The following is a 13567-nucleotide window of genomic DNA, read 5'->3' as shown; positions in this document are numbered from 1 at the left end:
AGCCCCGTTTCCCGGGCGGCTTTAGTTACTGGGGCGGCTGCGACACGAAGTGGGGGTGGCGGTGCGACGTGCCTGCCACAAACACTAGGTGGCAGCGCATCGCAAATATTCATCAAAGCAGGAGGCTCACCTTCTCTTCTCCGCGTTATTGGTCACGGGTTACGCTGCGCTAAACTCATGCCAGCCGGGTACCGAAAGAAAGGTATTTGTCCAACTAGCAGAGGGCTAACAATGACGGCTACGCACGTCACCCTAAACATAATACCTTCGGCTGGAAGGGGCACATTCTTCCCCCATATCATCTCACTGGCGCAAGAAAGTCCCACATAGACGAGTATATTGACTACTGACAAGAGTAGGAGCCGTTTGTTAATGCTCAGCGAAGAACTGTACTTATAGTAGAATACCCAAAAGATGATAACCCAAGGCAATCCATAAAAAAGCACTCTCCATAAAGTCGTTAGTATAACTCCGTCAATATTCCTCCGAAAGTTGAAGGAATCAAAAAGAAGGCAACAGAACTCAACAACCATTTCCACCAGCAGCAGGGCCAAGTAGTAAATAGAGAAGTGCAGTAGTTTCTTCATGAGGCAGTTTTGATTTATTTCAAACAAAGAAGGTGCTTATTGAGCACCTTCTTTGTTTGAAACTTAAAGAAACTTAAGCGGCCGGAGTAACTGGCGCCGGCGCAACTGCCTTCTCCCCCAACGGCGGCCCCACGCTCACCCGCACCTCGCCGAAGCCAACCGGCACCACGAGGCTGGGCAGCGTCAGCCCCGTTTCTAAAGTGGCTTCCGTTACCTGGGCAGCCTGGCCGTCGGCGGTTACTTCGATGGGGCCGGCCACGCCGTGCAGCACCACGCGGTAGGTGGCGTAGCTGGGCTGGTAGTCGCCTTCGATGGCCTGGGTGAGCAGCAGCTCGGTGGGCGAGCCGGTGACGGTGAAGCGGCGCACGGTGCGCTGGCCTTCCTGGTAGGCGTAGCCTTCGCCGCCGTCGTCGTAGTGCAGGCTTTCGAGGGTGCCGTTTTTGTAGTAAACGTGCAGGGTGAGCTCCTCAACGGCTTTTTCGCCCACGTACTGGAGCACGGGCTGCATGGGGAGCACGGCACCGGCTTTCACGAAAAGCGGAATGCGTGTGAGGTCGGCGGTGGCCCAGACTTCGGCGCCGCCGGCCGTGGGGGCGTCGGTCCAGTAGTAGAACCAGTCGCCGCGGGGCAGGTACATCCAGCGGCCCTCGGCGCCGGGCTGGGTGATGGGGCAGACCAGCAGGTTGTCGCCGAGGCCGAATTCGGCCATGCGCAGGTAGGTTTCGGTGTCGTTCTGGTCGAGGAAGGTGAGCGGGCGCAGCATGGGCGTGCCGGCCGTGGCGTACTGCCAGAACGTGGTGTACATGTAGGGCAGCAGGCGGTAGCGCAGCTCGATGAAGTGCCGGGCCAGGTCGGTCACGGTGTCGCCGAAGCTCCAGGGCTCCTGGTCGCCGTGGTCGCCGGAGGAGTGAGTGCGGAAGAACGGGTGGAAGGCTCCCAACGCAATCCAGCGGGCGTAAAGCTCGCCGGTGGGCGTGTCCACGAAGCCGCCGATATCAGACCCAATGAAGCTAAAGCCCGAGATGCTCAGGCGCTGGCACTGGATGTTGGCCAGCCAGAGGTGTTCCCAGGAGGCAATGTTGTCGCCGGTCCAGCCGGAGGAGTAGCGCTGGCCGCCGCTGTAGGTGCTGCGCGTGATGGTGAAGGGCCGGTTGGGGTAGCTGAACTGCTTCACGCCGTCGTTGGTGGCGCGGGCCATCTGCATGCCGTAGATGTTGTGCGCTTTCTGGTGCGAGGCGTGGTGGCCGTCGTAGTTGAAGCGGACATCGGGCGGGAAAGTGCCTTTTTCGAATACCGCCGGCTCGTTCATGTCGTTCCACACGCCCTTCACGCCGATGTCTTGGATGAGCTCCTTGAACAGGCCCGCCCACCATTCACGCACTTGCGGCGCGGTGAAATCGGGGAAGTTGCAGAGGCCGGGCCAGACCGAGCCCTTCATCAGCGGGCCATCGGCGCGGCGGCAGAAGTAGTCGTTGGCAATGCCTTCCTGGTACACGCTGTACTCGGGGTCAATCTTGATGCCCGGGTCGATAATGACGACGGTCTTGAAGCCGTCCTCGGCCAGCTCGCGCACCATGCGCTTGGGGTCGGGGAAATGCTGCTTGCTCCAGGTAAAGCAGCGGTAGCCCTCCATGTAGTCGATATCCAGGTAAATGGCATCGCAGGGAATCTTGCGGTCGCGCAGGCCGCTGGTGATTTCCTTCACGTTGCTCTCCGGGAAGTAGCTCCATTTGCACTGCTGGTAGCCCAGCGTCCAAAGCGGCGGCAGCTCGGGCGGGCAGGTGAGCAGCGTGTATTCCTGGGTCACCTCCATCAGCGTGGGGCCGTAGATGAAGTAGTAGTTCAGCTCGCCGCCCTGGGCCCAGAAGCTGGTCACGTCGGCGCGCTCGGCGGCAAAGTCGAAGCTGGCGCGGAAGGTGTTGTCGAAGAAAATGCCGTGGGCAATTTTCTGGTGCAGCACGTGGTAGAACGGGATGTTCTTATAGAGCGGGTCCGAGCCTTTGGTGTAGCCGTAGGTGTCGCTTCCCCAGTTGGTGAAGCGCTTGCCACGCAGGTTCATGTTGTCGGGCTTGTCGCCGAGGCCGTAGTAGTGCACGCCGGCCGGCACCTGCTTGCTCATCTTCACAATGTCGTTGCCGGTGTCGTAGTCGTACTCCCAATGAAAGCCTTTCTCGTCGTCGCTCAGGATGGTGCCCGACCGGTCCAGCACGCGGGCCTTGAGGTTTTCCTTCTGAATAATGCAGATGAGGCGGGCCGTGGTGAGGCGGTAGTGGTCGGGCTTTTCGCGGAATTCTACGTGCGCAGGGGCCAGCCGGGTGGTGGCATCGGCGGGCACGGCGTAGGAAAAGTCAGGCGAGAGGGGGCCGTCGGTGAGGTAGCGAAAGCGCAGGATTTTGTCCGAAAGTACGTGCAGCAGCAGCCGCACCCCATTCTGGCAATTAAATAAAAAGCGGTTACCGTCGAGTTGGTCGGCGCGAATGACTTCGCCGGGATAATGTTCCTGGTGGCTCTTGGCCGCCAGGTCGTTTACCATGTAATTATTTTCCTGAATCGTATTCATAAACCAATGCGGGGCAAAAGGCAAAAGCCGCGGGCGAACCGGGCAAAAAAAGACCGGCCGGGCCGGTGAAATGAAGAATAAGTACGCAAGTTACTTTTTACCGGCCGGCTGTTCGCGAAATTTTAGCCGATATGTGGGCCCGCTGCCGTAGCATTGGGGATTGATTGGCTGCTGCACCGCCGTGCGCGTCCCCACCGGCCGGAATTTGCCTCTCCCTAGCTGCCTATGACCCCGCCCGATTTTTCTGTTCTGCTGCTGGCCTGGGACGAAGCCGACCCCCGGGTGGCCGTGCTTGGCGGGGCGGCCCTGCCCCCCACCCTGCCGCTGGTGTACCGGCTGGCCGCCGAGCAACCGGTGGTGGCGCTGTACCCTCACCTGCCCGAAGCCCCCGAAACCGATACCGAGAACAGGCCCGCTACCGCTGCAAGCTCCAGAACGAAGGCATCCGCGGCCGAAGACACAGCAGCAGACACAGAAATTTCTGCCCTCGAAACCGCAGTTGAAGCAGGCACGCCGGGCATTCGTCGCCTCGACCAACCGGTCTTGGTGGCCCGTAGCGCCCCTTTTGCTTCGCTCCTGATTGGGTTAAATGAGCTGAATGAAGCCGACGCAGCTCAAGTCGAAGCCGCGCTGCCCGCGCCCAACCCCGCTGCGCAGCCTGCATCGGCCCTGGCCCGCAGCCAGTGGCCCACCGGCGTCAACGCTCCCCAAGGGCTCAGCTGGCAGACTCCGGCCGCCCCCTACCTCGGCTCCAGCACAGTGGCCGGCCCGCCAGTGGTGGCGCCCGTGCCCTCGCCCCGGCCCACCCCCACCGTGCGCGAAGCCGCCGACCTTGCCCAAGCCGCCCGCAGCTGGCCCACGGGCTTCAGCCCCCTTGCCACAGCGGCCGCCTTGGCCCCCACCGACGGAGAAGCCGCCCCGGACGCAGCGGAAGAAGACACGTCGGAAGCGGGCCCAACCCTACGCCCCGAAGCGTTCGATGAGCCCATCGAAGAAATGGGCCCCGACGAAGCCAGCGACCTGTCTGCGCCCGAAGACAACCTGACGCCGGACAAGCCAGCCCCTAGCGCCTCCGTGCCGGAACTGCCTGCTCCCCCACCGCCTGAGGCGGTGCTCACGGCGCGGACGCCGGCCCTGGATGGCCTGAACTTTCGGATGATAGAGTACGCCCGCCAGGCCGCCCGGCTGGTGCGCAACCACGCCGAGTTTGGGGTGATATATGCGCCCAACTGGCCGGCGTGGTTGGCCGCGCTCGAAATTCGCAACAGCACGGGCCAGCCGCTGGTGCTGTACGCCGCCAGCCTGGCCACCGACTTCACCAGCCCCGCCGAGCGCGGCTGGCTGCTCGAAATAGAGCGCATGGCCCTGCGCCGCGCCCGCCTCATCCTCGTGCCCGACGACGGCGTGGGCCAGCGCATGCGCGCGCAATACGGCACCAGCATTGGCGAAATCTTGGTGGTGGCGGCCGCCGACGAGGACGCCGTGCAACACGCCCTGCAGGGAGCAGCTACTAGTTGAGCCTCAGGCAAGAAGCGGAGGGGTTTCCGTTTGCCGGACGACTTACCCAATGAGTTAAATTGGGCTATGTTCACAGGTTTCACCTTTTTCCGACTTCTAATGGTTCCCTCCCTCCTGATTTTGACCGATTTCTTCGGCGCCGCGGTCAAGGCTTTGGATTACGCCACCAATTTGGCCGCCCCCCTCGCCGCGCGGCTGGTTTTGCTGCACGTGCGCCGCGACTCCATCCTCGACCCCGAGCGGTTTACGGGCGCGCTGCACAACCTGAATTCGGAGGCCATCAAAGTGACTTTTAACAGCCTGGCAAAGGATTTATCGGTTCCCATCGTTTCGGAAGTGGGCCACGGACGGGTGGTAGATGCCGTGGCCGATGCCGTGAGCCGCCACCGCCCCACATTCGTAGTATTGGGCCGTCCCGACACTGGGCCCGTTCCGGACGAGCTTGTAAGCACGACGTCGCTGGAGCTGTTACGGGCCGCGCCCTACCCCATGCTGGTGGTGCCGCACGCCATTCACGCGGCGCACCCGCCCCGCCGCCTGCTGCTCGCCGTCGATGGTGAGCCCTTCGCCCTGGGCGAGCACGCCTTGGTGCTGAGCCAAGTGCTCAGGGCTCTGAAAGCCGAGCTGACCGTGCTGCACGTGGCTGAGGAATCGCAGCATCTTGGCGCGTCGACCGCCGCGCTCGATTCGGTGTTGCACGCGGGCGTGTTGGTAGACAAACCTCAGACCATCCGGACGCGCTCAGTGGTAGCCCCGCACCCGGCCGAGGGGATTTTGCAAACCGCGCAGGCCGTGGAGTTCGACATGGTGGTTCTCATTGCCCGGCGGCGTAGCGTGTGGGGGCAGCTGTTTCATCAGAGCGTGACGGCGCAGGTGCTGCTGCACAGCACCCTGCCCGTGCTGGTGCTTCCGGCCCAGGAATAGGCGACAAGGCGGCAGGTCAGAATAGAAATGCACCGGCTTACTTTGTCGGACTGACTTGTTTCAATCAACCGCCATTCCCAGATTATATGCAGCCCGAACACGAATTTGAAGCCGTTTTAGAAGCGGGCGAGGAGGGCGATGGCGGCGTATTTGTCGTGCTGCCGTTTTCGGTGCCGGAGGCCTACGGTACCAAGGGCCGGGTGCCCGTACAGGCTACTTTCGACGGCTACCCCTACCAAGGCACCGTGGTGCCGCTCGGCGACGGGCACCACGGCTTGTTGCTGCTCAAGCAGATTCGCCGGGCCATCGGCAAGACCGTGGGCGACACGGTGCGCGTCACGCTGTCGCGCGACGTGACCGAGCGCAAGATGGAAGCCCCCGCCGACCTGGCCGAACAGCTGGCCGCCAACCCCAAAGCCGCGGCCTACTTCGCCAAGCTGGCCTACACTCACCAGCGCGACTATGTGCGCTGGCTGGAAGGCGCCAAAAAGCCCGAAACCCGCGCCAAGCGCCTGGGTGAGGCCGTGGCCATGCTGGCCCAAGGCCGCAAGCGCGGGTAAGTGACTTTTGTAAAAAAAACGTCATGCAGCGCGCAGCCAAGCATCTCGCCCGCCACCAGTAATCAGTTACTGCCACACGCGAGATGCTTGGCGGCGCGCTGCATGACGTGATGATTATAACCGTTCTTCCCTGTTGGTTTCCCACCCATCCACTGTTCCCATGAAAAAAAGCTGCTTCCTGCTGCTCTTGTTGCTGCCGCTGCTGGCCGGCGCTCAAACCGTCAGCATCGACCGCGTGAATCCCACCAACTGGTGGGTGGGCATGAAGAACCCCAACGTGCAACTGCTGGTGCACGGCCCCGGCGCGGGCACGCTGGCCTACACCGTCAATTATCCTGGGGTGAAGCTGGTGAAAACCAACACCGTGGCAAACCCCAATTACGCCTTCTTGGACCTCAGCATTGCGGCCACGGCCAAGCCCGGCAAGGTGCAACTGATAGGCAAAAAAGGCGGCCAAACCGTGACCCAAAGCTGGGAGCTGCGCGCCCGCGACAAGGCCCCCAAAGCCCAGGGAGTGACGGCGGCCGACTTCATCTACCTGGCCATGCCCGACCGGTTTGCCAACGGTGACCCGAGCAACGACAAGTTCGCCGACCTGCGCGACCCCAACCACGACCGCGCCAACCCCTTCTTTCGTCACGGCGGCGACCTGGCCGGGGCCGCCCAGCGCCTCCCCTACCTCAAAGACCTGGGCGTGACGGCCGTGTGGTTCACCCCCCTCATCGAAAACAACCAGCCGCTGACCAACGAAGGCGGCACCATGCGCGCCTCCTACCACGGCTATGGCTTCACCGACCAGTACAACATCGACAAGCGCTTCGGCGGCAACGCGGCCTACGTAGACTTCGTGAAAAAAGCCCACGCCGCCGGCCTGAAAGTGGTGCAGGATGCCGTGTACAACCACGTGGGCAACACCCACTGGATACTGCAGGACCTGCCCATGAAAAGCTGGCTGCACCAGTGGCCCACCTACACCAACACCAGCTACCGCTACCAGCCCATCACGGACCCGCATGCGTCCGAGAGCGACCGCAAAAACACCCTCGACGGGTGGTTCGTGCCCTTCCTGCCGGACCTCAACCAGAGCAACCCGTACGTGGCCAACTACCTGATTGCAAACGCCATCTGGCAGGTAGAATATTTTGGCGTTGATGCCTACCGCATCGACACCTACATGTACAACGACCAGCCGTTTATGAACCGCTGCAACGCCGCGCTGCTGGCCGAATACCCGCGCCTGCACATCTTCGGCGAGTCGATGGTGAACAACGTGGTGGACCAGGCGCACTACACCCGCAACAACATCAACTTTCCCTTCAAGTCGAACCAGCCCGGCACCATCGATTTCGTGCTGGAATACGGCATGCTGGATGCGCTGAAGCAAGGCGTGAGCTACGACGGCGGCGTGCACAAATTCTACCAGGTGCTGGCCCAGGACGCCGTGTACCAGGACCCCACCAAGCTGGTGACCCTGCTCGACAACCATGACCAACACCGCTTCCTCTCCGAAATCGGCGACGACCTCGACAAGTACAAGATGGGCCTGACTTGGCTGCTCACCACCCGCGGCATTCCGAGTTTGTACTACGGCACCGAAGTCCTGATGAAGAACTTCAAGGACCCCACAGATGCTGAGGTGCGCCGCGATTTCCCCGGCGGCTGGCCCGACGACAAGGAAAATAAATTCACCGCCGCCGGCCGCTCGGCGCGCGAAAACGAGGCCTTCGACTTCGTGCGCAAGCTGGCCACCTATCGCCGCGACCACAAAGTGCTGCACACCGGCAAGCTGATGCAATACCTGCCCGAAAACGGCCTCTACGTGTACTTCCGATACGACGCCGCCGGCACCGTGATGGTGGCCTCCAACACCTCCGACAAGCCCGCCGCCCTGCCCACCGCCCGCTTCTCGGAGCGTATGACTGGCTTTACCAAGGCCCGGAATGTGCTGACCGGTGAGAGCTTAAGCAGCCTGGCGACGCTGCAGCTGCCGGCCAAAACGGCGGTGGTGCTGGAGTTGCAGCGGTAACTATCGGGCTTTATTGGCACTGGCCAATTGCAAAAAAGCTGTCCAGCCCTCGATAGCATCCTTACCTAAGATGGATTCACGAAACTCACCTCCAATTCAAGTTTCGTGAACTTTGAAAGCTAGACGAGTTTTCTAAATTCCATCCCAATAATAGGGCCTTTTTGCCCGGTTGATAAGTACCATTAGGCAGTCGGTTCACCGAAAGGAACATTCAACTGAACCGGAGAAATAGAGAAAAGATGATTAAACTACTGTTAACCTGTGCCTCCGTGTTTCTCCTATGGGTCCCGAATAAGTTTCCTGTGTCAAGGATGCGTCAAAAGCCGCAACAGACGGTTACCCTGGTGGTTCGTCACAATGAATGCACTTCGTGCCAAGACTTAACCGTAGTTAGCGGTACCGTCAGCATTCCGTCTCATTTACGGCAAGCGTTTATTGACAATCAAGTGAATGACCGAGGGCCGGGGCCTCGGCTAAGTCGAGATGAACTCCTCGAATGGCATAACAGTCGGGGGTACGAGGTAACCGATTTAGACTTGACCAGCAAAGCTATTTTTGAGTCGCTCTTTTCGGTCCCCGGTCGAACTATAACGCTCTACAAGGGCAGCCCCACTTTCGATTATCCTTGGAATTTTGACCGAAAATACCGCATTACAGGGCAAATCATTGCGATTCAGGGGAAGGTTCCGGTATTTAAAATTCAACGAGCCGTGCTGCTACGCAATTCAAAGTAGGAGGCGTAAAATTAGGAACCCCTTCTTTCACTAGTCGGACCGTTTCCCTCAATTCTAAATTTGGGGCACGACGATAAGGTGTTTCTCTGCGAAGGCAGTCGCCTCCGCCGCCGTGTCAAATGGCCACTTGGCCTCGTTGTCGTAGCTCGACACGATGTACCGCCCCTCATGGAAGTATAAGCAAGGAGAATCGTTGGTGGATAACGGGCCGCCCTGGGACGAGCGGGTTAGTGCTAAGCCTAACCGTCCGAGGCTCACGTACGGCATGACCCGTCGCAACACGGCGGACCGGCAGCAACAATCCACCAACTCGGCGGCCTGCTGTGGGTAGAAATGAGCGGGGAACTCCAGTAGGCGCTTCCGGACCCGGGCCCACTCTTGGAGTTGTGGCGCATACTGCAATCGGACCCGTACAGGCCGGTTGGTGCCAACAGCCTTCTTGGAGTTCTTCCACATTCTGCAAGGTTAACGTTGATTTAAACAAACATGCTAACTCCATCCTACCTCACTCCCTGGAGCACCAGCGCCACCCGACTCGGCAGGTACAGGCTGAGTTGGTGCTCGTAGGTTTCGTACACAAACGCCCCGTCCGTTCGGTCGAAGCCGCCGAAACGGACGTTGTCGGACGAAAGCACCACTCGGTATTGGCCTTCCTCGGTCACCCAGAAGCGGTAATCGGTCAGGCTCTTTTCGACGTGTAGGTTGACGATGAACACCAGGCCGCCGCGCTCGAAGGCCAGCACTCGGTTTTCCTCGTCGTGCTTGAGCAGCGTGGCGGGGCCAGCGGCCAGCAGGTGCTGGGCTTTGGCCAAGTAAATCAGCGCCTTGTCAAAGTTGCCCATCTGGTGGAACTTCAGGTCGGGGTTGTCGCCGAGGCTCCACTGGCGGCGGGCGAAGTGGTAGCTCCAGTCGTTGCCCTGGCGTGGAAAATCGACCCACTCCGGGTGGCCAAACTCGTTGCCGATGAAGGTGAGGTAGCCTTCGCCGCCCGCGGCCAGCGTGAGCAGGCGAATGATTTTGTGCAGGGCCAGGGCCCGCGCTGCGCCGGGGTCGCCGTCCACGGTGTGCATGTGGGTGTAGATGCCGGCGTCGAAGAGCCAGTGCGACAGAGTTTTGTCGCCCACCAGGACCTGGTCGTGGCTTTCGGCGTAGGCGATGGTTTTTTCGCCCGCGCGGCGGTTGGTGAGCGTGTGCCACAGGTCGCCGAGGGGCCAGTGCTCATCAGGCGTGTGCTTGAGCAGCTTAATCCAGAAGTCGGGAATGCCCATGGCCAGGCGGTAGTCGAAGCCCACGCCGCCTTCCTCGATGGGCCGGCAGAGGCCAGGCAGCCCGCTCATGTCCTCGGCCACGAGTATGCTGTCCTCTTTGAATTCATGAGCCAGCGTGGTGGCTAGCTGCAGGTACAGAATGGCGTCCTCGTCGGCGGCGGGGCCGAAGTAGTTGTCGTAGCCCACGAAGGCCACGCCCTCGCCGTGGTGGTGGTAGAGCATGCTGGTCACGCCATCGAAGCGGAAGCCGTCGAAGTGGTACTCTTCGAGCCAGAAGCGCACGTTGCTGAGCAGAAACTGCTGCACCTCGGGCCGGCCGTAGTCGAACAGCTTGCTGTCCCAGCCGGGGTGGTTGCCGCGCTCGCCTTTGTGGAAATACAGGTTGCCGGAGCCATCGAAATCGGCCAGCCCTTCGGCCTCGTTTTTCACGGCGTGCGAGTGCACGACGTCGAGCAGCACCGCGATGCCGCGCCGGTGGGCTTCGTTGATGAGAAACTTGAGGTCTTCGGGCGTGCCGAAGCGGGAGCTGGCGGCAAACAAATTCGCCACGTGGTAGCCGAAGGAGCCGTAGTACGGGTGCTCCTGCACGGCCATCAGCTGAATGGTATTATAGCCCCCGGCCTCAATGCGCGGCAGGATGTTTTCGGCGAATTCGCGGTAGGTGCCCACCCGGCCTTCTTCGGTGGACATGCCCACGTGCGCCTCGTAAATTAGCGGTTCCGAGACGGCAGCAGCGGTTCGGAAGTTCTGGTCGGTCCAGGCAAAGGGCGTTTCGGGGCGCCAGACCTGGCCGGCAAAGTCCTTGGTATGCTCGTCTTGCACGGCGCGGCGCAGGGTGGCGGGCAGGCGGTCCTTACCCTGGCCGTTGGCCACCACGTGCACCTTGAAGCGACTGCCGTGCGTGAGGCGCTGACTATATTCCGTATCGGGCAAAAAAGCCTCCCACACGCCGAAATCCAACTTTTGCAGCGGGTTGGCCTGTCGGTTCCAGCCGTTGAAATCGCCAATCAGAAACAACGCGTCGGCACCGGGCGCCCACTCGCGGTACACGTAGCCGCCGCGGCTGGCGTCGTGGTTCAATCCCAGCTGCTGGTGCGCGGTGGCGTAATTCAGCAGCGAGCCGTGGTACTGTTCTATCTCGGCCAGCCGAGTTTGCAGCCGCGCCTGGCGCTGGCGCAGCACGGGCTCGAAGGGAGCCAGCCACGCATCGTTTTTGACCAGGGCCAGCGGGGGGCGGCGGGGAGTTTTGGTGGCGGGGGCGGTGGGGTTCGACTTAGCCATGGTGCGGGAAGGTTTACGCCAAAAGTAACAAGCCAAAGCTGCTGACCGAGAGCCGGCGTCAGCTGGCCGACGTTTTTAGCGGGCTGAACCTCAATTCCTGGTGCGTAGTAGCAAGCGCGGCAATCTTAACGTTATTTTGCCACTTATGATGAAACGTTTAGTAATGATTCCGTTGGCGTTGCTGTTGGCTTGCTCGGCCGAGCGTCCCGTCACGTCTACGTCGCGCGCTTTCGAGGGGTCGTTGGGTACCCCGCCGCCCAAAGCCGCGGCGCCCAAACTGGCCCGCTACGCCATGGTGGTGTCGGCCCACCCCGAAGCTTCCAAAATCGGCACCCAAATCCTGCAACGCGGCGGCAACGCCTACGACGCGGCCGTGGCCGTACAGTTTGCGCTGGCCGTGGCGCTGCCCGTGGCCGGCAACATCGGCGGCGGCGGCTTCTTGCTCTACCGCGACCGCAACGGCTCGGCCGGCAGCCTCGATTTCCGCGAGACGGCCCCCGCCAAAGCCAGCCGCGACATGTACCTCGACCCCCAGGGCAACGTCGTGCCCGGGCTGAGCACCGCAGGCTCGCTGGCCGTGGGCACCCCCGGCACCGTGGCCGGCATGGCGACCCTGCACAAGCAGATGGGCAAGCTGTCGTGGCCCGCGCTCATTCAGCCCGCCGTGGCCCTGGCCACGCGGGGCTTCCCGCTCACGGTGAAAGAGGCCGCAGGCCTGAACCGCACCCAGGCCGAGTTTAAGAAATTCAACCCCAGCAGCACGCCTGCCTACGTGCGCCCCAGCGGCGGCGAGTGGCAAGCCGGCGACACCCTGCGCCTGCCTGAGCTTGCCCGCACGCTCACCCGCATTCGCGACCAGGGCCGCGCCGGCTTCTACAAAGGCGAAACCGCCCGCCTGCTGCTGGCTGAAATGAAGCGCGGCGGCGGCCTCATCAGCCAAGCCGACCTGGACGGCTACCGGGCCAAATGGCGCGAGCCGCTGCGCGGCCGCTACCGCGACTACGACGTCATCACCATGCCCCCGCCGAGCGGCGGCGGCGTGGCGTTGCTGCAAATGCTGCAAATGCTGGAGCCCGTCGACCTGGCCCAGGCCGGCTACCACACGCCCCTGGCCGTGCACTTCATCACCGAAGCCGAGCGCCGCGCCTACGCTGACCGCGCCACCTACCTCGGCGACCCGGACTTCGGCACGGTGCCCACGCAAAAGCTGCTCGACGTGGACTACAACCGCCAGCGGGCGGCCTCCATGCGCCCCAAGGGCCGGGCCACGGCCAGCGCAGCGCTGGCAGCAGGCATGGGCCTGCCCGGGTACGAGAGCGACGAGACCACGCACTACAGCATCATCGACGCGCTGGGCAATGCCGTGAGCTGCACCACCACCCTCAACGGCGCCTATGGCAGCAAAGTGGTGGTGCCCGGCGCTGGGTTTCTGCTCAACAACGAGATGGACGATTTCAGCGCCAAAGCTGGCGTTCCCAACGCCTACGGCCTAGTGGGCGGCACGGCCAACGCCATTGCGCCCGGCAAACGCATGCTCAGCAGCATGACGCCCACCATCCTCACCCGCAACGGCAAAGTAGCCCTCGTGACGGGCACACCGGGCGGCAGCACCATCACCACCAGCGTGTTGCAATCCATTCTGGGCATTGTTGACTACGGCCTGAATGCCCAGCAAGTGGTGACGGCCCCACGCCTGCACCACCAGTGGTTGCCCGACGTCATCGACGTGGAAGCCGGCGCCCTACTGCCCGCCGCAGTAGACACGCTGAAGGCGCGCGGCTACCACCCTGCCCCGCGCCTGCCCTGGGGAAGGCTCGACATCATCCACGTGCTGCCCGACGGCACGCTGGAAGGCGGCGCCGACCCGCGCGGCGATGACACGGCGCTGGGGTATTGAGTTGCCGGTTGTTAGTTGTTAGTTGTCCGTTCTTAGTTGTCCGTTGTTAGCCAAATAATCATACTAGCAACTGGGGTGGTCCAGTAAAAACAGACAGTGAGCTAAGGTAAGTTGGTTTTCAGCTCGTGTTCGAATTGGTGGGGCGAGCGGTAGCCCAGGGCGGAGTGGCGGCGGTCCAGGTTGAAGTACGTATCGAGGTAGTGGGCCACTTC

The 13567-nt window shown here is 62.0% G+C and carries 8 protein-coding genes; 5 read left to right on the top strand and 3 right to left on the bottom strand.

Annotation, left to right across the window (positions count from 1 at the left end; translation table 11 throughout):
- Positions 1–660: 660 nt before the first annotated feature.
- Complete coding sequence (locus VF629_RS02780; RefSeq protein ID WP_331056925.1) at positions 661–3147, bottom strand: glycoside hydrolase family 31 protein; 2487 nt, start codon at positions 3145–3147, stop codon at positions 661–663.
- Between the two features lie 225 nt (positions 3148–3372).
- On the opposite strand from VF629_RS02780, the gene VF629_RS02775 reads away from it, so the two are divergent.
- The 4 genes from VF629_RS02775 to VF629_RS02760 all read left to right on the top strand — a co-directional run bounded on the left by VF629_RS02775 (position 3373) and on the right by VF629_RS02760 (position 8175).
- Positions 3373–4665, top strand: a complete 1293-nt coding sequence (locus tag VF629_RS02775) for a glycosyltransferase family 4 protein (protein ID WP_331056924.1) — start codon at positions 3373–3375, stop codon at positions 4663–4665.
- A 99-nt stretch (positions 4666–4764) separates the two neighbouring features.
- On the top strand, positions 4765–5589 hold the full coding sequence (locus VF629_RS02770; protein WP_331056923.1) for a universal stress protein: 825 nt from the start codon (positions 4765–4767) through the stop codon (positions 5587–5589).
- A gap of 86 nt (positions 5590–5675) precedes the next feature.
- Complete coding sequence (locus tag VF629_RS02765) at positions 5676–6149, top strand: YdeI/OmpD-associated family protein (protein ID WP_331056922.1); 474 nt, start codon at positions 5676–5678, stop codon at positions 6147–6149.
- A gap of 160 nt (positions 6150–6309) precedes the next feature.
- Positions 6310–8175: a glycoside hydrolase family 13 protein gene (locus tag VF629_RS02760; RefSeq protein ID WP_331056921.1), complete on the top strand. Its 1866-nt coding sequence runs from the start codon at positions 6310–6312 to the stop codon at positions 8173–8175.
- 788 nt (positions 8176–8963) lie between these two features.
- Here the strand turns inward: VF629_RS02760 and VF629_RS25750 are convergent.
- Positions 8964–9365 carry a DUF6193 family natural product biosynthesis protein gene (locus VF629_RS25750; RefSeq protein WP_414653844.1) on the bottom strand — a complete coding sequence of 134 codons (402 nt, stop codon included), beginning with the start codon at positions 9363–9365 and terminating at the stop codon, positions 8964–8966.
- A 44-nt stretch (positions 9366–9409) separates the two neighbouring features.
- On the bottom strand, positions 9410–11458 hold the full coding sequence (locus VF629_RS02755; protein WP_331056920.1) for an alpha amylase C-terminal domain-containing protein: 2049 nt from the start codon (positions 11456–11458) through the stop codon (positions 9410–9412).
- Between the two features lie 145 nt (positions 11459–11603).
- On the opposite strand from VF629_RS02755, the gene ggt reads away from it, so the two are divergent.
- Complete coding sequence (gene ggt, locus VF629_RS02750) at positions 11604–13355, top strand: gamma-glutamyltransferase (protein ID WP_331056919.1); 1752 nt, start codon at positions 11604–11606, stop codon at positions 13353–13355.
- Positions 13356–13567: the final 212 nt, after the last annotated feature.

The organism is Hymenobacter sp. (genome assembly GCF_036388155.1).
Lineage (GTDB): Bacteria > Bacteroidota > Bacteroidia > Cytophagales > Hymenobacteraceae > Hymenobacter.
This window is presented reverse-complemented; position numbering and strand designations above follow the sequence as displayed.